A 22,399-nucleotide genomic window follows, 5' to 3' on the forward strand; every position below is an offset into this window, starting at 1 on the left:
CCTAAATGTTTATTTTGTTAGATGGCGTAAGTAATAAAACGTTAGGAATTTCATTGGTGTCACATCCTGAAATTCCTTCTACTGAACAAATAGTTGAATATATTATAGTTGAAGGACGACATGGAAGTTTAACAAAAAAAGAAAGTTATAAGAATTTAACTATTCCTATGGAGTTTAGTTTTATGAGTAATCAAAACACAGTTAAGCAAATGCTTAGAGAAGTAAAGCGTTGGATATTAAACAAAGAAAAATTAGTTTTTTCTGATGATCCTAACTTTTATTATGAAGTGAAAAATATTGTAGTAAAAAGCACAGTGAATGATATTGATATATACGGTCGAGTATCAATTGATTTTGTTTGCTCCCCTTTTCAGTACGAAACAGTCAATCCAATAACTTTAGCTGCAGCTGCTAGTTTAGTAAACCCAGGAACAATTGATTCTGAACCGTTAATCAAAGTTTTTGGAGTAGGTGATGTAACGGTGACCGTTAACGGCCAGATATTCAGGCTAAATGGGATGGCTGATTATATTTCAGTTGACTGTGAATTAAGAGAAGCACATAGAAATAAAACAAGTAGAAATAGTAATATGGTTGGTGAATTTCCAGTGTTTATTCCAGGACAAAACACAATAAGTTTTTCTAGTAATGTAACGAAATTAGTTATTGAACCGAGGTGGCGTTATATATGATCACTCTTTTTAAACCAAATGAAACAAACTTTGATCACAATGGTTTAGGTTCACTAGATAAAAATATTCTAGAAACTGTTGTAGAAGAAGAGTTGAATGGTCTATATTCATTTGTTTTTAAATATCCTATATTTGCTCCGCATGGTTCAGAAATTGATGGACAGTCTGTTATTAGGGTTCCTACGCCAGATGGAAACCAATTATTTAGAGTTTATAATCCAATTAAATCTATGGGTTATTTGACAATTAAGACTTATCATATTTTTTATGATTTAGTGGATAATTTTATTGAAGATATGAATATTGTTGGTAAAAACGGGCAAGGAGCAATTAGCCAATTAGGTGGAGCAACTCAATATAGTCATACTTTTCGGTTCTTTTCTAATATTGAAACAACTACCAATGCACGTATGGTTAGAATGAATCCAGTAGCTGCTTTAATTGACGATGAAGAAGACAACACTTTTATCAGTCGCTGGGGTGGAGAACTAAAACGAAATAATTTTGATGTTCGAATGAATAAAAGCATAGGTACAAACAGAGGTAAAAAAATTCAACATAGGAAAGACTTAATTGGATATGAAGCAAATGTTAATTGGTCAACTGCTATTACACGTATTATGCCAAAAGGATTTGATGGTTTACTATTGCCAGAAAAGTATGTGGATAGTCCGTTAATTAATCACTATATTAATCCGAAAATAAAAGTCGTTGAATACAGTGATGTAAAAGCTGCAGTTGGTGAGTATGCAAATGACAAAGATGCTGTACCATTACAAACCGCCTATCAACTGCTGAGAGAAAGAGCTAATGAAGAGTATTCCGTGAACAAAGTTGATATTCCTGAAGCAACTTATAAAGTAGATTTTGTTAGTTTAGATCAAACAGAGGAGTACAAAGATTTACAAGAGCTTCAAAAAGTTTTTTTAGGTGATACAGTGACAGTTGAACATAAAGAAGATGGGCTTAATATTGAAGCAAAAGTAATCAGTTACAAATATGATCCTTTAGCTAAAAAATATTTAGGGCTTGAACTAGGTAGTTTCAAAGAAACTTTTACTTCTAAATATTCAGATATTACTAAATTAACAAGGAAAGTAACAGAATTAGTTCAAATAACTAACTTTATTCAATCTACTGCAGATGGTAAAAATACTATCAATCGAGGAACGTCAGAACCTTTATATCCTAACATTAATGATTTGTGGTATAAACCAAATGGATCAGAAACAGAACTTTGGCAGTATATTGATGAAAACGGAGTTATTTATTGGAAGATGATTAGTTCTACTGCAGAATTAAATGCAGTAAAAAATGAAGTAAATGCTGCCATCGAGCAAGCAGATCTCGACCGAACTAAAGCAGAACAAGACTTCGAATCAGCCAAGCAAGAAGCCAAACAATACACAGAAGCCAAAGCACAAGAATTCGACAACCAATTACTCATTGTTAATCAAAACGTTCTTACAGCTACTAATTCAGCTAATGCTGCAGTACTAAAAGCAGATAAAGCAATTGAAGATGTTGGTTTTTTAAAACCAGACGTTGCAACAGCGAAAGCAAACGCAGCAACTGCAATTCAAGATGCTACTACTGCAACAAAAAATGCAACAACAGCTATTCAAAACGCTCAAACTGCTTTAAACTCAGTTGCAACATTCTCGCAAGAAGTTGATATATCAATTACAAACATTAATGGTGAATTGACAAGAAAAGTATCTCAAACAACATTCAATACACTAAGTGGAACCGTTGGAACGCATACAACTCAAATCAGCCAAACCCAAACAGCTCTTTTAGCAAAAGCAGAAAGTTCATTAGTTAATACGATTAAAGGAACGGTTGATAGTCACACAACACAAATTAAGGTTGTTTCTGATGGCTTAGAGTTAAAAGCAGAATCTAGTCTGGTTAACACTGTAAAAGGTACAGTGGACAGCCACACCAGTCAAATAAACGCAAACTCACAGGCAATCACAGCGCGTTTAACATCGGTTCAAATCGAAACGTTATTAACTGGTAAACAGTATGTTAATCAAACAACGTTTAATGCAACATCAAATGGTTTAACAGCTCAAATTACACAAGTTAGCACTGATTTGTCTAATCTTGAAATCGGTGGAACCAACTTAGTTTACAACAGTGAGATTCCTCCTTTTAGTCCAATTAATTATAACGGTGGAACTTATGTAGTATCCAAAGTATTAGAGAATGTTCCTTTTCTTAATGTGTCAACGGTAACCGAAGTGTCTAGAACTGTTGGTGGTGGAGATTTCCGTCCGCCTGACATCACTATAGATGACGGAAGAAATAGAGAATACACAGTGAGTGTATGGGTTAGACCTGTTAGTCCTTCTGTATCGCTAACGCTAACATTAGGTGTGAACGATAAAGAAATGACTGGGAAAACAGTGGTATTAACCGATGCTACTAAGTGGATAAGAGTCACTTACAGCAAAAAATTCTCAGCAAATATAGACGGAACTTTATTACGTGTATATTTGAATTTGGGTGAAAATCAAAAAGCACGATTTTCTAAAATTAAACTTGAAAAAGGGATAAAAACGACAGATTGGTCACCATCACCAAATGATATGGCCACATTAGAAAAAGTAGTAACCATTGAAGCGAATATAGATGGCATTAACACTTTAGTTGCATCGAAAGCTAGTCAAGCACAAGTAACTCAATTGGCCGGACAAATAACAACAAAAGTAGAATCGGCCACTTATAATTCAAAAATGACTCAATTAGACAGTGCTATTAATTTACGAGTTGTTCAAGGCGATGTAACTGCTGCTATATTGGCTGATAAAAGAGTTAAAGATACGAGAAACGATAATCAATCGCCTTCTTGGTATTACACAAACTACCCAAATCAAACTACCGAGGAACTTAAACTTGGTTCCGTGATTGGTGTTACGGCTTATACCCCTTTAGGACAGCTAACTACTAATGTTCCAGGGTCACATAGTGGTTACGGAAGTATAACTCAAACGTTCAGATCCGAAGGTGGTGTATTTAAGAGGAGTAGTATTACAGGAAATGGTACTTGGGGTACTTGGGATAAAATAGCTGAAACTGGCAAGCTTATTAGTCAAATCAACATATCTACTGAGGGCATCTTACTGCAAGGTAAAAGGATTCAATTAGATGGTGATGTCACTATGACAGCTGCTTTCGTAACTAGATTAGATACATTAACATTAACTGCTGTTTACGCAGATATTGCAACCTTAAAAACTAGAGTGTTAACGGCAGATGTCATTACTTCCGCTATGATCAAATCTGATTTAGCTTTGATTGATAAATTGTTTGCGACTGATGCAAATGTCCAACGGTTAACGGCTAAGACTGCTTTTATTAATTCTGTTAAAGCTATAAGTATAACTGCTGATATGGTTACTGCCGGTACATTAAATGCTGCTTTGGTTAATATCATAAATCTAAATGCTTCTAAGATTGCTGTAGGTACTATGACCGGTGCTAACTACTCATTGAATTTATCTATGGGTGTAGAAACGTTTAGGAATCCTTCAAATGGCAGTACATTATCAATTCAACAAGATAAATTCTATTTCAATACAAGCGGAGCAAGTCACTATATGATTCCGGATAATGAAGGTTTAGCTTTTGTTCCAGCAGCCGGAAATACAGGTAATGATAGAAATGCAGGTATTCGATTACAATCTGCTAACTTTAATTTTGTTGATTTAGGCATTGGTAATGATGGAGGATTTAAATATAGGATAGCAGATTATTCAAGTGCTCTCACTCTAATTTCAAAAAATGGCGGAAACTTTATATTCAGTCACGAAAACATTACCGAGAATAATATAGGAGCACATAAATGGGAATTGCTAGATGGTAATTACGGTAAATTCAAATATGGCAAAACTGCTTTCACTATGAATGGGTTTTCGATTTATGACGTTCCAAAAATGTCAATTTACAATGATACAACCGGAAAAATGGGGACATTAGAAACACAATATTTGCAATTAACATCGGATAGCGGACAAGGTCTTCAGTTATCACCCGCGGGTACGAGTTTTAAAATTGCGCATAATGCAAATAGAAATTGGATGTTTGATGAAGGACTTAATGGTGCTATAACTTATGGAGCGTCTAGAATCACTCTGAATGGACATAACACTGGATCTGCAGCAAGACTTTCTATTTATAATATAAATGGAAATTATGGATTTATGAGTGCTGCAAACTTTGACGTTCAATCTGAAAGAAAATATAAAGATGACATAGAAGACTTTGGTGGTGCTTTAGGCATCATATCCACAATGAAGATTCACCAATACACTAAGAATGGTATTTCTGAAATTGGGATTATTACTGATGAAGCACCCTATCAATTACTAGCAGACAATGATACGAAAGTATCTCTTTATGATTATGCTTCATTAGCTATTAGAGGTGTTCAAGAGTTAGGAGATCTTACCTGGCATCATGAAGTGAAATTAAGCAAACATGAATTAAGAATCAAAGAATTAGAAGAAAAAATAAAACTATTGGAGAGTGTCGCATAATGAAAACAATCAAATTAAAAAACATAGAGGTTATACCGGTTTACCAAGCTTTAGAAAACATTATCGTACAAGGTAGAAAACCACGTCGCGGCAAAGGAAAGCTACAAAAAGCGTTGAAAGCTAAAAACGAAGAATTTCTGGAAGATTTGAATGATATTCGGTCTGACTATTTCAAAAAGAATGGAGATGGCACATTTGTTGAAAGCAATGGTAACTTGGCGTGGCTAGATGAGTATGTGAATGACCAAGGAGCTAAAAATAAAGCAAGCGAGCAAACAAAAGAATTGAATGCGGAAGTTATTGGAATTGATTTGGTGGAACATGAAGCTAAAATCAAGTCTTTTTTTGATACTTTGGAAAAAGATGAATTTACTGGAAAAGAGAGTTTACGTGATGAAGATTTTGAAACGCTAATGGAGTTGTTGGAAGAAGCATTTGAAGCAAATGAAGATAAAAAAGAGGAGGAAAAATAATATGTTAAAAACAACTAAATCAATCACGTTAAATGGTAACTCGGAAATCGATGGACAACCCGTGGTAAATCTATCCGCTACGATTCCAGATAGCACTGGAGTAGGTAACATCAGCCAATACATCCAAAATGCTGAACTATATGAGAAAAACAAGGCAGCAGTCAGAAAGGATATTGCGGATTTCCAAGCTGCAGTTTATGAAGTTGAAGATGAGATTGCGACAGAAAACTTAACTTAATAGTATTTTACATTGTTCAAAATGGTAGTCTTTAAATTCAGATAAAACTATGAATTTATAAGAAGCAGAACTTTCATCTCTAAAAACTACCTATTAAAAAATGAAATAATGTGTTACATTATTTCTTGTAGATTATATATAAAGGGGATTATTGTATAGTGAAAGGTAAAAAAATATTAATAGTATCTATAGCTTTGAATGTAGTATTATTTTTTATAACTACAATCTTTTTTATCAAGTTTGATGTGTACCAAAAGATCGTAAGTCGTTTTGATACGGAAGAAATTAGTAATGCTGAAAACACTAATACTGCTCAGGAAGTTAACACGTCAGAGGAAACCAACACTCCAGAGAAAAGATATTTTGAAGATGGGGTTTATCCAGCTAGAGAATCTCTTTTTGAAGTTTTGCCAATTGATAGTGATGATATTGTGATGGTTGGTGATAGTCTAACTCAACGCGGTGAGTGGATGGAATTAACTCAAAATACGAATATAAAAAATCGAGGTATAGATTCAGATTCAGTTGCTGGAGTATTAAATCGTATAAGTACTATTGTAAAAGGTCAACCTAAAGTAGTTTACATTAATATTGGAATCAATGACTTATACAGAGGATATGATATTGAATCTGTTTTAGCTGATTATAAAAAAATAATCAATGAAATAAAAAATGAAAGTCCAAAAACAGGAATTTACATCCAATCATTATTGCCAGTTAATAATACTGATTACAACCATCCTATGAACAATGAAGATGTTCAGTCATTTAATGCAAAGATAGAAAAAATTGCAAATGAAGAAGATGTTACCTATGTTAACATCTATTCTCAATTCGCAAATGAAAATAACGAACTTTATAAAGAATACACTAAAGATGGTGTTCATTTGTCTGGCGAAGGTTTTTTTAAACTTATAGATGAAATGTCTCAGTATATCGACTTTTAAATCATACTAGTAAAAACTGAAAACGAATGAAAATAAAGATTCACTCAAATATGAGTGAATCTTTTTATATTATCTCAGATCGTCAAGAAATGTCTGAATAATAATGTATACATTGAATCTTTAAATAATTATGGTTATATTTAAATCATAATTATAAATAGGAGTGATGAAATGGTTGGTTTTGATAATACGGATGTAGGTTTAAATGGAAGTAAAATTGTGTCTGCAAATATTAGTAAGAAAGATAGAGAAGGAAATACAAAGAAGCTAACCATTAAAATTGGTGAAGAATATATTGTAAATCCATCAAACCCTAGAAAATTGAAACATAGAGATAGGGTAGGTATCGTTAGATCTTTCAAACAAAATGAAAGAAATGGTTGCTCTTTTAATATATCGGTTGTAATTAAGTTACTATGATATACTTCTATTATTAAATTAAAAAAGGAGTATTTAAATGGATAACTTCTTCACACTATTTTTTGATCATCAAGGAAACTTTCAGTGGAGTAGTATTGCTGCATGCATTTCTTTCCTTGTTCTTTTAGCTCAAGTAGCTCAATTTATTTACCAACAAGGTAGGCTAAAGGAAAATAAAAAACTAGATATATGGATAGAATTACGAACTGCAAGCTTAAAACAAGTTAAAGAAAGTATAAGAATATTATTAGAACATACAACTATTACACTATCTGCCGAAAATCTTATAATATATAGGCAAAATCAACATAAACTGTTTATTAATTTAAACAGTAATAATGAATACTACCATCAAATTATAGATAAAATGAATGAATACCTTGAAGAATATGATAAATATATAAAAGGTAATGCGGGAAATTTTAATTCTAAAATTATACTCGATTTAACTAAACTCTATGCCAGATATGAGAATAAAGAAATAGATATTATTACAAACTACAAAATGAATAAATAATATTAAGAGTAGCCAGGATTGGTTACTCTTTTTGTTTGCTTGAAGGAGGAATGGAATGTTATATCTAAAATTAGGAACGCATGCTGGAACACTGGATAAAATAGCATTAACACTAGGATTACTAGCGGGTTTTTTGTTTGGTGGGTGGCATGAATTGTTAACTGCTTTACTCATTTTACAAGGATTAGACATCTTTACAGGTCTATTAGTAGGCGGTAAAGATAAGAATATTAGTTCAAGCGTTATGAATGCAGGAATTAAGAAAAAAATTGGTACATGGATTGCTATTATTTTAGCTCATGTAATCGATATTGTCTTATTTGACAAACAGCCAGTTGCTCAAATGGGTATTATCTTTGTGCTCTTAGGAAATGAAGGTCTTAGTTTGGTTGAAAATTTAGGCAAATTAGGCGTACCAATTCCAGAAATGATAACCAAATACTTGATTCAAATTAGATCACATGGCGATAAACAGGAAGTTAAAGCAGGAGATTTACCAGCAAGTGGAATTGAGCAAGTGGTAGTTGTTCCAGAAGAAGGCAAGCCACAGATTCTAACAAAAGATGAATAGGAGGAAATTTAATTATGGATTCAGTACAAGGAGCTTTATTTAACGCATTAGTATTAATGGTAGTAGGTTTAATCGGTTGGTTAGCTCGTAAGGTTGCTAAATACCTAGACGAGTTAGGTTTAACGGAAAAATTAGATAAAAAACAATATCTAGTGGACCTTGCAGTCAATGCCGTCGAACAGATTTGGAAAAACGAAGACGGAGAAACGAAACTTATTAAAGCACGCAATCAAGCGTTGGATTTACTGAATGATAACGGAATCGATATTACAGCAGTAGAACTGACTGCCATGATTGAAGCCGCCGTTAAAGCAATGAATGATGCGTTTAACAGTACTAAAGTTGGAGTAATTGAAATGAAAGAGGAGGAAAAATAATGAGTATTGTAACTAAAATCAATCGTGATGACATAATTAATGGGAAAGCAGGTAAACGTCCTGGTAAACCTAAAGGAGGAGTTTTCCACAATGATTATGGTGCAATGACACCTCAACAATACGTTGCTTGGTTAATTGCTCGCAGAAAAGAAGGACGTTTAGGATTAGGTTTTGCTCCATATTATATTAATAGTTCAGCTATTTTAAGAGCAGATAATACTGGAAACAAAGCTTGGCACACTGCAAATAATGAAGGTAACGCTTGGTATCTAGGATACGAAGTTACACAAAGTTTTTACGGTATCATTTCTGATAAAGAATTTATCTTAAACGAAGATATGACTTTACGCCAAATGGCTGAAGACTTCCATTTTTATGGATTAAAGCCGAACAAAGAGACTGTTCGGCTACACAGCGAATTCTCTGCGACATCGTGTCCGCACCGTTCTTGGGATCTTCATGGTAAATCAACTAACGCTTTAAAAGATTACCTTATCACTAAAGTAACAAGATACATGTCATTAGGTAAAACAGTAGAAGAAATGCTTAAAAAAGAAGGAGTATCTGCTCCAACTGTAACAGTACCCAACAAAGTAACTCCTCAGCCTGATGGAAAAACTGTTAAAGTTGGAAAGCAAGCAACACATTGGGAAACGGGTTCAGCTATCCCTAAATTTGTAATTGGTCAAGTATACGACGTATTGGCATCCAAACCAGTTAATAATCCTAAATCAAAAAAAGCTTACTTGATTGGTAAAGGTAAAGTAGCTACTGGATGGTTATTAGAACAAGATGTAGATGGATTTAAAACTGCAGGTGGTGGCAACACAAACAAAGCTACTCCTACCACTAAACCATCTGTTACAGGAACTACAACTGAGTCGCAATCAATTGCTGGTGTTCGAATGTTCTTAAATCGTTGGTTCTATGGTGGATTAACAATTGATAATTCAGCAGGTCCAGCAACAAGAAAAGCATTAGTCAAAGCTTTACAAATGGAATTAAATAGCCAATTCAAAGCGGGTCTTATTGTTGATGGACTATGGGGAGTGAAAACAAAAAATGCATGTGTTACTGTTCGTAAAGGAGCCAACGGAAACCTTACCCGTTTGATCCAAGCTGCATTAATTTGTAAAGGATATGATGTAAAAGGTTTTGACGGTAAATTCGGAGACGGATTAGATAAAGCTGTTAAAAATTTCCAAGGCACTAAAGGATTAAAAGTAGATGGCCTAGTAGGACAAGGAACATCCGAAGCATTATTTAAATAGACTTATAAAATATAAAAAGCCATCTCTTAGTTGAGGTGGCTTTTTTAGTTTCTTGATAAATAACATTGATTTTATAATTGAATGTTGTAAGATTGATGTATTGGTATATTAATTAATAAGGAGGGATTAATATGAAAATGAGTACAAAAGATAAAGTTATTATAAATGTTAGAAAACCGAACGCATTTTTAGAAGACATGCTAGATATAGCTAAAATAGCCGTAAGTATCATCATAGCTTTTATAGGAATTTCAATTATTGGCATAATAGGATTTTTGATTTATAAATACATAAGTTAAACTAATATATTTAGTTTAACTAAATATACGAAAAATAACTAGTATTTACATGCATCACAGTAGCTTAATCACGAACAATTAACTTAGTTGCAAGACATAGCTATTTCTTGTAGTTTGGTTGCAATGACACGGAAAGCTTCGTAAGACAAGATAAAACCCTATCTTAATTGAGATAGGGTAATTTTTTAATCAAAATTATATACAAACATATGTTCTTTGTGTATAATATATTTATAGTCCTCAAAAGATTATATAAGCTGATTAGGTCAATATACTATTGTATAATTGGCCTTTTTTTGTTTTAATTGGTATAGCTTATATAAAATTTGGGGGATAAATTGAATGAAAAAACAAAAGAAAATGCATTTTTTTAGGCTTGACATGTACACTTTAGGTAAAGATAAAGACGGAAACTCTGAACAACAGTTTCCCAGTATAAAAGAAAAACAAAGTTACTTACAAGAAATCATTGATAATCGTTTAAACAGCAATAGAACAATTAAGATAAACAAAGATATCAATAATCCGGAAAGTCCTTCAGCTATTTTTGAGGTGATTGCTGATAACGAATTCTATGTATTCGGTAAATTAGGACGGGAACATGATATAAACCAATTTCAAAAAAGAAAAAATGATACTTTAGAGGCATCTCCCATATTTAAAGGAGATGATGAATTATTTGAATCTTTCTCCTATGTTTTAATTCATAAAGGCACTTTTGCGGTGTCATATATAAAAGAAGCAACTGCACCTAGTATTATGTTTTTAGGATATCTCATTACTAACTTGTTGAAAGAAGAATCTAAAATTTGGGGATTAATCGAAAGTCTTGTGGACGAAGATGCAATACCTATTTTAAGTGGCAAAGACATTATCGGAAGAATGAGTTACGAAATTACGTTACCCGATGGGTATTCTAATTTAATTAGTGGATTGACCGACAAAGAGTATGATCAGTTGCAAAATCAAAAAGGAACCAAAGTTACTGTTGAACTTAAAGCGAAAAAAAGAAAAGAGTCTGTTTTTAAGGATGAAAAAGATGCTGAAGGATTCTTCAAATCTGTTAAAAATAAATTTAAAAATATTAAAGTAAGTGCAAAAGATGACGGTGAAGATTATATGCAAGACTTTAAGTTAGTAGACAATCCATTTACTAAAAAAGTAAATTTCAATTATAATATAAGCAAGGATACTGGTGTAGATTTACAAAAACAAATTGAAAACCAAATGTGGTTAAAATATCAGCAAAACCAAGATAGTATCTCCAAATATATAGGATTTAAAAATTGATTTGTGCCGAATAACGTTCCTTGCTTTGAAGGGGAGGGAATCAGGATGCTGAAGAGATGTATAGACAAGATTCGCAATAATAAACTTACTAGTATTGTATTAGCAATCTCTATTATTGGAATTATCATTGTTTACTTTAAGATGGATATAAACAAAATAGTTTTTGATAAAGAGGCTTCGTATAATTTATTAACTGTAAACACGGTATTTACTGGTTTTATGTATACAATGCTGGGTAATATGGTTGAGTTCAGCTCTCGACCTAATATTGTTTCTAAAGACAAGGCAGGCTATATTGATAAATACTTCAGTCCTATCTACTGTGGGTTGGTTTTTTTCGTATTTTCTATATTTATAGATGTATTTTTACTCTTTTTTGGATTAAACTGGAAAGTGTCACTACTAATCTTTCTATCGAGATCATGTTCAGTCGTAGGGATAATTTATTTTGTTATATCTACAATAATGTTAAGAAAAGTAATTAATCAGCTTAGAAAAAGATAAGAATAATACAAAATGTAAAGAGAAAGGAAGAGGCTGGGACAAAACTACTTTTGTGAAAAAAGTAGTCCCACTTTCGTTTGTTTTGATAGAGATATAGAAAAATACACTCTCACTACTGAACAAAATAGTTCATAGTTTTGGGAGTGTATTTTTTTGAGAGACCTTTTGTCCCAGCCTCTTTTTAATTTAAAACATCACTTTTTTATGCGGCATCATATGACCTTTATAATCAAACACTTGTCCGAAATAATTAGGCGGATTCAATACTTTAAATTTTTGTACAACTAATTGATTACGGTCATTGATAACAGATTCAATAGTAATCTCTGAACCCATTTTCACTTCATAGACAAATCCAAAAGCTTTTTTACCAGCAACTAAGCAATTGAATTTACGATCATTAGATTCTAAAGTAAATCTACAAAAAGGCGTGCCATTATCCGTATTGATCACTTTTACATTTGATTCAACTTTACCAGTTATTATAGCAGTATTCATGACGTTTCCTCCTTTAATAGTTCCTCGATTTCATCTTCAATAAGTATCAAACTACTTTCTCCCAATCCCCAAAAATCATCTGTATCCATTAAAGTCTCCGGCACCAAGACCCCTCCCTCCATTTGCGAATTCTCCGTTTTTCATAAAATAATCAAAATCAAGAGGACCAAATACTTCGTGGTCTTCTATTAATATATAAAATAAATAGTATGGACTAAATAAATGTTTTGCTAGAATATGGTTTTTATCATTAAGAGAGTACCACCACAATTCAAAAGCGCGATCATTAGCTATGTATTTTGGTTCTAGCATAGTGTGGTTAATGTTCTTCTTCTTAAAGAGATCAGCAACATCCACATCGTATTCATTTTCTTTTTTAGCTATTAGCTTCATAAGGATCACCTCGCTTAGATTATACCGAACTAGTGTTCGTTTTGTAAAGCGAACAGGATAAAAAAATACCCTCACTGGATGAAAGTGGGGGTAAATGACGATGCTATAATTTATTGAAAAATTCTTCAACCGATGGTCCTTCATTTAAATATGTATTAATTAAATAATTACCAAATGAATTAGCTTCAGTAACATTTTTAAAAGGGTATGTAACTAATCTTGTTTTATAACTAATGTTTACGTAAGCGTCTTTTGTTGAATTAAAGACTTCAATTTTTAAACCATTATGTTTAAAAAGAGTTATTAATAAAGATAGCTGGATATTACTTTCAAAGAAATCCATAATCGTTCTCCTTTCAATTTACTATTATAATATACGCAACGTTTTTTAAATACTTTTATTTATGATAAAACAAACTATGGTTTACTTAATAATATTTAGAACCCATCTATATAATAGGTAGGTTCTTTTTTCGTATGTGTTAATTTTATGCTAATGAGAAGGCTGGAATCACTTATGAAACACTTTTAAAATCTAGTTTGCGGCATCATCCTGATATTATTATCATTGGAGAAATACGAGATGAAGAAACAGCGAAGATGGTTATAAGAGGTGCTTTAACTGGTCACTTGATCATAGCTAGCGTGCACGCAAAAAATACTATTGGGGTCATCTCGCGTTTATTGGAGCTAGGGGTAACTCAAGAGCAACTAAAACAAACCCTGCTTGGCGTTGTCTTTCAAAAGTTGATTCCGAGATATTGCTCCTTTTGTAAAGGAGACTGTGTGCCTGCTTGTTCTCATATAGAATTATCTGAGAAAAGAGCAATTTTATATGATGTTTTATCGAGAAATGAACTTAAACAGTATCTTAATCAGACGCAAACAGAAGAACAAATCCAAAAAAAACAAACTAGATCCTTTAATTTATTATTAAGAAAGGCGTACGCATATGGTTATATCAGTGGAAAAAATTTTATCCAGTTCCAAATTCCCTAAAAAAAAATCATTGCCAGTCCAAGCCTCATTTTTAATCAAACTATCTGAATTGATGACCGAAGGATTTTCTTTAAAAGAAGCTTTATTATTTTTAAAAATGATCTTACCAAAAGAGGCACATTGGATCCAAGCCATTCTTGAAGAATTAGAGAATGGAGAACGATTTGACCGTACTGTTAAAAAGCAAGGATTTTCTGAACGTGTTTCTTCACAAATCTATCTAGCTTTTATCCATGGGAATCTTACAGAAGCTTTAGCAGCGAGTGGGAATTACTTAGAAGAAAAAACGAAACAACAGAGCCAGTTAACAAAGTTATTGCAGTACCCACTATTTTTATTGCTTTTTATGATCGGGATTTTAATGGCCATCCGTTACATGATCTTACCTAATTATGAACAAATGAATGCGACAAAAGGGTCCATTGTGAATAATATGGCCATTGGCTTCGTCTACTATTTCCCAGCTTTTTTAGGGATTAGTTCTATCGTAGTATTATTAGCCATCTTCCTCATTCGCTATCAATTGGGAAGACAGACGGCCATTCAACGGACTACTTTTTTTATGAAAATTCCTATTATTTCTACGTTATTAAAGTTGTATTATACAAATTTATTTAGCTATGAGTGGAGTCAATTATTAAAAAGTGGTCATCAAATGAATAAAATTATTGAATTAATGCAATCGAAAGAAACAACGCAACTCATGCAAGAAGTCGCACACAAGATGGAAAAAGAGTTGAGGACAGGTCGAGATTTTAAAGAATCTATGAATAGTTTTCCTTTTTTTAATAGTGAACTTGGTTTTATTATTATGCACGGTGAAGCAACCAGTCGTTTAGGAACAGAACTAGCCATTTATGCAAATGATTGTCAATTACGATTAACGCTTCAAATCCAAAAGATATTTAGTTGGATTCAACCGATTATATTTTTAGTGATTGCCTTTTTTATTATGTGTGTTTACCTAGCATTATTATTGCCAACTTTCACAATGATGGAGGAGATTTTATGAAAAAATTAAAACAGTTGAATCAACAAGGATTCACACTGATTGAAATGGTGATGGTGTTATTCATTATTTCAATATTGATGTTGCTTATTGTACCAAACGTAGTAAAACAAAAAGATTCTATTGATGAACAAGGAACAGAAGCATTGGTTACGGTTATTCAAACGCAAGTAGAGCTCTATGAACTAGATGGTGCAAAAGGAGCAGCATCCTTAGTATCCTTGCAAGAGCAGGGCTATCTATCGGCCAAACAAGTTAAGCAAGCAAGTGCAAAATCCATTACTATTACGAATGGCGTAGTGAGCTCGAGTCCAAATTAATGAAATCGCTAAATGAAAATGGGCTGCTGCTTTTTGAGTTGCTATTAGTTTTATTAATTGCAGTTGGTTTATTACTTATTCCAACTATCTACACAAAACAAACTAAAATTACTTTAGAAAATCAGCTGTTCACTGAAGACTTACAAAGTCATGTGACAACTATTCAAAATTATGCTATTTTATCAGGCAATGCAACTAGAATGATTGTATCCTCTGAATATAAGACAATTCAATTTCAAGTTATCGGTGACGAATCAAATGAATTGAACCAATTGATTCATTTGCCGGAAACAATCACCACGCCTGAACGTAAAACGTACTATTTTAATGGATATAGTGGGAATTTACGGGAATTTAATACGCTTGTTTTTTTTATCAATAAAGAAAGACATACTATGGCTTTTCAGTTGGGAAGTGGTCGATATAATTGGCAATAAAAAATTAAATCAAAAAGGGTATTTATTAATAGAAAGTCTAGTAGCGTTTTCTATTTTGAGCTTATGTATGGCTTTTTATCTTCCATTTGTCGTAAGCATGTTAAAAAAAGTGGAAGCCGAAAAAACAGCCGTTGAAATGCATCGTATTCAGTATGAACAAGTGCAGAAAATTGAACAGCATCAACCAATTGATCAGACTTGGAAAACTGGTGGGAAAATTTTTACAATCGAACCAATAGCCAATACAATTCAAAAAGGAGTCAGGGTAAAATATGAAAAAGAAGAAATCTCCATTGAAATCCTTTCTTTTCAAACGTCCACTCCTTGACCAAAAAGGGTTTACACTCGTTGAAGCTTTAGCAGCGCTATTTATTTTAGTTTTATGTGTTTCACTTTTAAATTTTGCAACCACGCAATACCGTACGATACGCAAAGAGACTTTTGAAGACCGTCAGCTTGAATGGCATATGTTTTTAAATCAGTTTGAATACACTATAGAAGGACTTGTATTTGTAAATGCTAAACCTAGTGAATTAGAGTTCAAGTTACTTGATGAAAAAGGCAATTTAAAAGAAACCATTTATTATGAAAGACACTTCGAAGTACTGAGACGTCGAACGGGAGCTGGAGGACATCAACCCATGCTGATGAAAGTAAAAAACCTAAATTTTGTTCAAAATAAGTCGTTTTTAGAAATCACAGTAACTTTCTTAAATCAGGAAACTTATCATGCGCAACTATCTATTGAGAAAAACTTAGCCGGTATTCAGAATGAATGAAAGAGGAGCTATTTTGCCTTCAGTACTAGTATTTGTTTTATTATTGTTGATGATGCTTTTAGGAACGAATCGAATTTTTGAAAACCAAATGCACCAATTAAGAATGACAAAACATTATTATGAAGTTGAAAGCATGCTAATACTATCTGAAATGGAACTTAAGGATCATTATGAATTAAATAAAGAGTTCAAAAATGGACGAGTTGTTTTTTCTGATGGAACAGTAGCTATTCACAAAAAAGACGAGAGACTATTTAGTTTAAATGGAACACTGAAAACTATCTTTTCAAAACAACTAGAAGTTCAACTGAAACAACAGTCGATTGAAAATTCCAAAAATCAGGAACCTGTTGAAGAAATAACCACTTTTAAAGCAAAGTAACCTCGAATAAATGAGAAGTAACTTCATTGCAAGCTTATGTGAAGTTATTTCTTTTTGTTGTTCTATTTGATATAATATCTGAATAGAAGCAGCAAATTCAAAAAAGTAGTTAGATACATATATGGATAGGAGTGAGGAATAGTGACTAAACTAGCTAAATTACGTGAAAGTATGAAAGAAAGAAAGATTGATGCATTATTGGTAACTAGTCCTTATAATTTACGGTATATTTCAAACTTTACAGGTACAACTGGATTAAGTGTTATTACGTTAGATAAAGCTTATTTTGTGACTGATTTTAGATACACTGAACAAGTAGCTATTCAAGCTGTAGGGTTTGAAATCGTTACAAATAGTGGTCCTATATTTGATGAAGTGGCAAGATTAGTAGCTGAAGATAAGATTGAAAATTTAGGCTTTGAACAGGATTTTGTCACTTTTAGTACATTTGAATTATTAGAAGAAATTATTTCAAGTGAATTGATTCCAGTAAAAGGCTTAATGGAAGAATTAAGAGAAGTTAAAGATGAAACGGAAATTGAAACCATCAAAAAAGCTTGTTCTATTTCGGATTCAGCATTTAAGTTTATCTTGGGAGAAATAAAACCAGGCATGTCAGAAATTGAAGTAGCCAATTTGCTCGATTTTCATATGCGTGGCCTAGGAGCAACAGGTGTATCATTTGAAACGATTGTAGCTAGTGGCGTTCGTTCAGCAATGCCTCACGGAGTAGCTAGTCATAAGAAAATTGAGACAGGTGACTTTGTAACGATTGATTTTGGTTGTTATTATGAAGGGTATGTTTCGGATATGACTAGAACAATTGCAGTAGGCGAACCTAGTGAAAAGTTGAAAGAAATCTATGCTATTACGCTTGAAGCACAATTAAAAGTGATTGATGCAGCTAAACCGGGTATGTCAGGTGTCCAATTAGACGCTGTTGCACGTGATCATATTGCAAGTTATGGTTATGGAGCAGCTTTTGGTCATTCAACGGGTCATGGAATAGGATTAGAGATTCATGAAGGCCCTAATGTTTCTAAGTTGGCAGAAAAACGATTTATTCCTGGGAATGTCATTACTAATGAGCCTGGGATTTATCTTCCAGGTTTGGGCGGAGTGAGAATTGAAGACGATTTGGTGATTACTGAAAATGGAAATGAAGTCATTACTCATTCGCCAAAAGAACTTATCATTTTATAAGAGGATTTAAATCAACAATTTATTAGGCAGAACAGTGAAAAAATGATACACTTATACAGAAAAATAGGAATGGACTCATAGGAGGAAATTAAATGATTTCAGTAAATGAATTTAAAACAGGTTTAACCATTGAAGTAGAAGGTGCGATTTGGCGTGTTGTCGAGTTTCAACATGTAAAACCAGGTAAAGGTGCAGCTTTTGTACGTTCAAAATTAAAAAATCTACGCTCTGGTGCAGTACAAGAAAAAACTTTCCGTGCAGGCGAAAAAGTAGCAAAAGCTCAAATCAATAATAATAAAATGCAATATTTATATGAAAGTGCTGGTTCATATGTATTTATGGATAGCGAAACATATGAACAAATTGAAATACCAGGCGATTCTATTGTTGAAGAATTGAAATATTTGAAAGAAAATATGGAAGTTCATGTATTAATGTATGATACAGAAGTATTAGGTGTTGAATTACCAAATACAGTACAATTGCGTGTTGCTGAAACAGAACCTGGTATTCGTGGAGACACTTCTTCAGGTGGAACAAAACCAGCAATTTTAGAAACTGGAACATCCGTTAACGTTCCTTTCTTTATAAATGTAGATGATGTATTAATTGTTAATACTCAAGACGGTTCGTACGTATCACGTGCATAATCAATTAATCTCGATTTAAAAAAGAAATTAGTGAATAAAGGAGGTTTACCTAATGACTGAAGAATCAACAGTTGCAATCAATGATACTAAAGGTACTCTTGGAGAAATAGAAGTAGCTCCTCAGGTAATTGAAGTAATCTCTGGTATTGCTGCAAATAAAGTAGACGGAGTCTATTCAATGCAAGGGAAAATGACTTCTGGTGTTTCGGAATTATTTGGACGAGTTGACCATAAAAAAGGTGTTCATTTAACATCTGACGAAGAAGGCTTAAAAGTAGATATTTACTGTTACCTTGTTTATGGTGTTTCGGTTCCCAAAGTTGCTTTAGAAATTCAAGAAAAAGTAAGAGAACAATTGCTTCAAATGACAGATATCACACTTGCTGAAGTAAATGTCCACATTGTTGGAATTGTACCAGAAAAAACAGAATTACAAGAATTGTTAGATTTGAATGAAGAAGAAGATGGTGACGAAGAGTGAGTTTAACAAGACGTGATATTAGAGAAAAAGCGTTACAATCGCTTTTTCAGCTTTCCGTTAATGAGGATTTATCAAAAGAAGAAGCGATGCAACACGCTTTAATAAGTGAAAATGACTTAATTGATGAAGTTGAAACAGTTTTGGTACCAAGTTATTTAGATATGCTTGTATCAGGTGTAATGGAAAAACAAGACGAAATAGATGAGAAAATTAAAACGCACTTAGAAAATTGGTCATTAAATAGACTTGCTAAAACGGATTTAATTATTATTCGAGTGGCAATTTTTGAAATGATGTATGTTTCAGATGTACCGGACAGAGTTGCACTAAATGAAGCTCTCGAAATTACTAAAAAGTATAGTGATGAAAAATCCAGAAAATTTGTTAACGGTGTTTTAGCAAATATAGTAAATGAAAACAGTGAAAATGAAGCTGAATAAGCTTTGTTTTCACTGTTTTTTTATGGATAGGCTATCTTTTTAGAAACTCTTATAATGCAGATTTGAGGGTATATCTGATCTAATTCTTATGATAAGATAGATATGATAAAAACAAGTCACTTCAGTTCGGATGAAAAGGATGGGATTTTTATGAGTGCAACAATTATGAGCGGCAAGCTTTTAGCCGATGAAATGACAGTCGAGATGCAGAATAACGTCAATAAACTTAAAGAAAAAGGGATTACTCCTGGTTTAGTTGTATTATTAGTTGGCGAAGATCCTGCAAGTCAAACGTATGTTAAAAATAAAGAAAAACGTGCACTAGCTTTAGGCTTTCACTCGCTTATAAAACGCTATCCCGCAGATATAACAGAAAAACAATTACTGAATGAGGTCAAACAGTATAATGAAGATCCATTGTTTCATGGGATATTGGTTCAATTGCCTTTACCAAAGCACATCGATTCAGATAAAATAGTAAATGCGATTGATTCTGAAAAAGATGTGGATGGTTTTCATCCTGTAAATATGGGGAAATTGTTTATAGGTAAACCGGATAAAATACCATGCACGCCTTATGGTATTATGAAAATGCTTGAACGTTACGAAGTAGAAATTGAAGGGAAAACAGCAGTAGTTATAGGGCGTAGCAATATTGTTGGAAAACCGATAGCTCAGCTGTTAATGATGAAAAATGCAACTGTTACCATGGCACATTCTAGAACAAAAGATTTGGCGGCGGTAGCTCGTACGGCTGATATTTTAGTTGTAGCAATTGGCAAAGGACACTTTGTTACTAAAGAATTTATTAAACCAGGAGCTGCAGTCATTGATGTAGGAATGAATCGTGATGAAAATGGCAAATTGATTGGCGATGTAAAAAGTGATGAGGTAGCTGAAGTAGCGGGTTATTTAACCCCCGTTCCTAAAGGTGTCGGTCCAATGACGATTACAATGTTGCTTTATCAAACGATTGAAAGTGCGAATAAACTAGCCGCATTATCAGAAGACTAATTATAAAGTAGTGTCATCTTTACCTAAAAAGGATAACGCTTTTTAATAGGCAATGCTGCTAAGGGAGTGAATAAATTGTCAAATGATTACTTAACGGTTACCGCATTGACTAGATATATTAAACGGAAATTTGAACGGGATCCTTATTTAGATAGAATCTATTTGACAGGAGAAATTTCGAATTTTAGAAATAGACCAAATGCACATCAGTACTTTAGTTTAAAAGATGATCATGCGAAAATTTCTGCTATTATGTTTAAGCCCGCTTTTCAAAAATTAAAGTTCACTCCCGAAGAGGGAATGAAAGTATTGGTTATTGGGCGAATAACGTTATATGAAGCAAGCGGAAATTATCAAATAACGATTGAACATATGGAGCCCGATGGTGTTGGAGCACTCTACCAAGCTTTAGAAGAGATGAAGAAAAAATTAAGGCATGAAGGACTTTTTGATGCTCCAAAACAATTAATTCCTACTTTTCCTAAAAGAATCGCAGTTATAACGAGTCCAAGCGGCGCTGTTGTTAGAGATATTATGACTACGATAAAAAGACGTTTTCCAATTGTGCAACTGGTGATCTATCCGACCCTTGTCCAAGGAACTAAAGCAGCGGAGGCAATTGTATCAAGTATTCGTATGGTAGAAGAAAGAGGTGATTTTGATACCATGATCATTGCGCGTGGTGGAGGTTCGATTGAAGATCTATGGCCTTTTAATGAAGAAATAGTTGCACGTGCAATCTTTGAAGCTCAAACACCAATCATTTCTTCTGTAGGGCATGAAACCGATACGACTATTGCCGATTTAGTGGCAGACGTACGAGCAGCAACTCCAACAGCAGCGGCAGAACTTTCCGTTCCATTATTGTCTGATGAATTGATTAAAATTGATCAATTGAAATTGAGACTAGTTCAAAGTTATGCGCGAAAAGTAGAAAACCTAAATCAACGTTTGGCTGGTCATTTGAGTTCTTATATATTCAATCAGCCGCAACGATTGTATGAAGGATATGCTCAAAAATTAGATTTATTAACTGAACGATTGATTCGATCTATGGAAGAAAAAAATCAGCAATTAAAAAACGATCTTAACGTACACACGCTACAGTTAAATGCACAAAATCCAGCGCAATTGGTGAAACAAAAGTATAGTGATTTAACTGTAATGGACCGACAGTTGACTACCCAAATGGAATGGTACATGGAGAATCAAACTAAGCGATTCCATTATGCTGTTCAATCACTGGATTATTTAAGCCCGTTAAAAATCCTAAATCGAGGATATAGTTACGCAACGAAAGATGGGAAAGTTATCAAAGACAGTAAGCAAGTTGACGTAGATGATAAGATACACATTCATTTGCACAAAGGAAACTTTGAAGCAAAAGTGATAAAGAAAGAAGAGGAATCGAAATGAGTACAGCTAAAAAAATGAAGTTTGAAGAAGCTATGCAACAGTTAGAAGAAATTGTGACAAATTTAGAACGTGGTGATGTTCCCTTGGAAGAAGCATTAGATCAATTTCAAAAAGGAGTAAGTCTAAGCAAGTTTTGTAAAGAAACCTTACAAAATGCAGAACAAACCTTAACTAAAATTGTAGATGAAAATGGGAAAGAAAAATTATTTGAAGAAACTAGTGAGAATGAATAAGA

The 22,399-nt window shown here is 33.2% G+C and carries 28 protein-coding genes and 1 pseudogene; 26 read left to right on the plus strand and 3 right to left on the minus strand.

The genetic code is table 11. The annotated features are described in order from the left end of the window. Positions 1-5: 5 nt before the first annotated feature. The 12 genes from BP18_RS02885 (at position 6) to BP18_RS02935 (ending at position 11,639) form a co-directional block, all read left to right on the plus strand. A complete protein-coding gene (locus BP18_RS02885) occupies positions 6-692 on the plus strand; it encodes a distal tail protein Dit (protein ID WP_051669201.1) in 687 nt (228 codons plus the stop codon). After that, the gene (locus BP18_RS12300) at positions 689-5,236 is read left to right on the plus strand and encodes a phage tail spike protein (protein ID WP_051669202.1); all 4,548 of its coding nucleotides are present in this window, start codon (positions 689-691) and stop codon (positions 5,234-5,236) included. The genes BP18_RS02885 and BP18_RS12300 overlap by 4 nt, the downstream gene beginning before the upstream one ends. Then, entirely contained in the window at positions 5,236-5,709 is a 474-nt protein-coding gene (locus tag BP18_RS02895; protein WP_029276311.1) for a DUF1617 family protein, read from the plus strand. Before BP18_RS12300 ends, BP18_RS02895 begins: the two co-directional genes overlap by 1 nt. 1 nt (position 5,710) lies before the next feature. Beyond that, complete coding sequence (locus BP18_RS02900) at positions 5,711-5,947, plus strand: hypothetical protein (RefSeq protein WP_029276313.1); 237 nt, start codon at positions 5,711-5,713, stop codon at positions 5,945-5,947. Between the two features lie 158 nt (positions 5,948-6,105). Next, on the plus strand, positions 6,106-6,894 hold the full coding sequence (locus BP18_RS02905) for a GDSL-type esterase/lipase family protein (protein ID WP_051669203.1): 789 nt from the start codon (positions 6,106-6,108) through the stop codon (positions 6,892-6,894). A gap of 171 nt (positions 6,895-7,065) precedes the next feature. Beyond that, positions 7,066-7,314: a hypothetical protein gene (locus BP18_RS02910; protein ID WP_029276317.1), complete on the plus strand. Its 249-nt coding sequence runs from the start codon at positions 7,066-7,068 to the stop codon at positions 7,312-7,314. A gap of 37 nt (positions 7,315-7,351) precedes the next feature. Continuing rightward, a complete protein-coding gene (locus tag BP18_RS02915; protein ID WP_035050317.1) occupies positions 7,352-7,831 on the plus strand; it encodes a hypothetical protein in 480 nt (159 codons plus the stop codon). A 55-nt stretch (positions 7,832-7,886) separates the two neighbouring features. Next, positions 7,887-8,402, plus strand: a complete 516-nt coding sequence (locus tag BP18_RS02920) for a phage holin family protein (RefSeq protein WP_051926199.1) — start codon at positions 7,887-7,889, stop codon at positions 8,400-8,402. 14 nt (positions 8,403-8,416) lie between these two features. Further along, positions 8,417-8,779, plus strand: a complete 363-nt coding sequence (locus BP18_RS02925) for a phage holin, LLH family (protein ID WP_029276321.1) — start codon at positions 8,417-8,419, stop codon at positions 8,777-8,779. After that, a complete protein-coding gene (locus BP18_RS12305; protein ID WP_051669204.1) occupies positions 8,779-10,050 on the plus strand; it encodes a peptidoglycan recognition protein family protein in 1,272 nt (423 codons plus the stop codon). Before BP18_RS02925 ends, BP18_RS12305 begins: the two co-directional genes overlap by 1 nt. 131 nt (positions 10,051-10,181) lie before the next feature. After that, positions 10,182-10,349: a hypothetical protein gene (locus BP18_RS12540; protein ID WP_155860386.1), complete on the plus strand. Its 168-nt coding sequence runs from the start codon at positions 10,182-10,184 to the stop codon at positions 10,347-10,349. 342 nt (positions 10,350-10,691) lie between these two features. Beyond that, positions 10,692-11,639, plus strand: a complete 948-nt coding sequence (locus BP18_RS02935) for a hypothetical protein (RefSeq protein WP_029276326.1) — start codon at positions 10,692-10,694, stop codon at positions 11,637-11,639. A gap of 690 nt (positions 11,640-12,329) precedes the next feature. Here BP18_RS02935 and BP18_RS02945 read toward each other — a convergent pair. The 3 genes from BP18_RS02945 to BP18_RS02955 form a co-directional block, all read right to left on the minus strand. Further along, positions 12,330-12,641, minus strand: coding sequence for a single stranded DNA-binding domain-containing protein (locus BP18_RS02945; protein ID WP_029276330.1), 312 nt, complete (start codon positions 12,639-12,641; stop codon positions 12,330-12,332). A gap of 75 nt (positions 12,642-12,716) precedes the next feature. Then, complete coding sequence (locus tag BP18_RS02950) at positions 12,717-13,034, minus strand: hypothetical protein (RefSeq protein ID WP_029276333.1); 318 nt, start codon at positions 13,032-13,034, stop codon at positions 12,717-12,719. Between the two features lie 103 nt (positions 13,035-13,137). Then, positions 13,138-13,377, minus strand: coding sequence for a hypothetical protein (locus BP18_RS02955; RefSeq protein WP_029276335.1), 240 nt, complete (start codon positions 13,375-13,377; stop codon positions 13,138-13,140). Between the two features lie 164 nt (positions 13,378-13,541). Between BP18_RS02955 and BP18_RS02960 the strand changes: the two are divergent. The 14 genes and pseudogenes from BP18_RS02960 to BP18_RS03025 form a co-directional block, all read left to right on the plus strand. After that, positions 13,542-14,033, plus strand: a pseudogene (locus tag BP18_RS02960) (ATPase, T2SS/T4P/T4SS family); the annotation flags it as partial. Beyond that, a complete protein-coding gene (gene comGB, locus BP18_RS02965; protein WP_029276339.1) occupies positions 13,987-15,045 on the plus strand; it encodes a competence type IV pilus assembly protein ComGB in 1,059 nt (352 codons plus the stop codon). The pseudogene BP18_RS02960 and the gene comGB, both read left to right, overlap by 47 nt. Then, positions 15,042-15,362 (plus strand): competence type IV pilus major pilin ComGC, encoded by a 321-nt coding sequence (comGC, locus tag BP18_RS02970; protein WP_029276341.1) that lies wholly within the window; start codon positions 15,042-15,044, stop codon positions 15,360-15,362. The genes comGB and comGC overlap by 4 nt, the downstream gene beginning before the upstream one ends. Further along, positions 15,362-15,799, plus strand: coding sequence for a competence type IV pilus minor pilin ComGD (gene comGD, locus BP18_RS02975; protein ID WP_007722267.1), 438 nt, complete (start codon positions 15,362-15,364; stop codon positions 15,797-15,799). Before comGC ends, comGD begins: the two co-directional genes overlap by 1 nt. Before the next feature lie 67 nt (positions 15,800-15,866). Further along, the gene (locus BP18_RS02980) at positions 15,867-16,127 is read left to right on the plus strand and encodes a type II secretion system protein (protein WP_231549427.1); all 261 of its coding nucleotides are present in this window, start codon (positions 15,867-15,869) and stop codon (positions 16,125-16,127) included. Next, positions 16,072-16,578 (plus strand): competence type IV pilus minor pilin ComGF, encoded by a 507-nt coding sequence (comGF, locus tag BP18_RS02985; protein WP_007722263.1) that lies wholly within the window; start codon positions 16,072-16,074, stop codon positions 16,576-16,578. The genes BP18_RS02980 and comGF overlap by 56 nt, the downstream gene beginning before the upstream one ends. Next, a complete protein-coding gene (locus tag BP18_RS02990; RefSeq protein ID WP_007722261.1) occupies positions 16,571-16,960 on the plus strand; it encodes a hypothetical protein in 390 nt (129 codons plus the stop codon). The genes comGF and BP18_RS02990 overlap by 8 nt, the downstream gene beginning before the upstream one ends. 141 nt (positions 16,961-17,101) lie before the next feature. Next, positions 17,102-18,163 (plus strand): M24 family metallopeptidase, encoded by a 1,062-nt coding sequence (locus tag BP18_RS02995; RefSeq protein WP_007722259.1) that lies wholly within the window; start codon positions 17,102-17,104, stop codon positions 18,161-18,163. A 92-nt stretch (positions 18,164-18,255) separates the two neighbouring features. Further along, positions 18,256-18,813, plus strand: a complete 558-nt coding sequence (gene efp, locus BP18_RS03000) for an elongation factor P (RefSeq protein WP_007722257.1) — start codon at positions 18,256-18,258, stop codon at positions 18,811-18,813. 52 nt (positions 18,814-18,865) lie between these two features. Continuing rightward, positions 18,866-19,294 (plus strand): Asp23/Gls24 family envelope stress response protein, encoded by a 429-nt coding sequence (locus BP18_RS03005; RefSeq protein ID WP_007722255.1) that lies wholly within the window; start codon positions 18,866-18,868, stop codon positions 19,292-19,294. Further along, positions 19,291-19,734 (plus strand): transcription antitermination factor NusB, encoded by a 444-nt coding sequence (nusB, locus tag BP18_RS03010; protein WP_007722253.1) that lies wholly within the window; start codon positions 19,291-19,293, stop codon positions 19,732-19,734. The genes BP18_RS03005 and nusB overlap by 4 nt, the downstream gene beginning before the upstream one ends. 150 nt (positions 19,735-19,884) lie before the next feature. Further along, on the plus strand, positions 19,885-20,748 hold the full coding sequence (locus tag BP18_RS03015; protein WP_007722252.1) for a bifunctional methylenetetrahydrofolate dehydrogenase/methenyltetrahydrofolate cyclohydrolase: 864 nt from the start codon (positions 19,885-19,887) through the stop codon (positions 20,746-20,748). Between the two features lie 75 nt (positions 20,749-20,823). Further along, positions 20,824-22,164 carry an exodeoxyribonuclease VII large subunit gene (gene xseA / locus BP18_RS03020; protein ID WP_029276346.1) on the plus strand — a complete coding sequence of 447 codons (1,341 nt, stop codon included), beginning with the start codon at positions 20,824-20,826 and terminating at the stop codon, positions 22,162-22,164. Further along, positions 22,161-22,397, plus strand: coding sequence for an exodeoxyribonuclease VII small subunit (locus tag BP18_RS03025; RefSeq protein ID WP_007722250.1), 237 nt, complete (start codon positions 22,161-22,163; stop codon positions 22,395-22,397). Before xseA ends, BP18_RS03025 begins: the two co-directional genes overlap by 4 nt. Positions 22,398-22,399 lie beyond the last annotated feature (2 nt).

The organism is Carnobacterium jeotgali MS3, assembly GCF_000745125.1.
Taxonomy (GTDB): Bacteria; Bacillota; Bacilli; order Lactobacillales; family Carnobacteriaceae; genus Carnobacterium_B; species Carnobacterium_B jeotgali.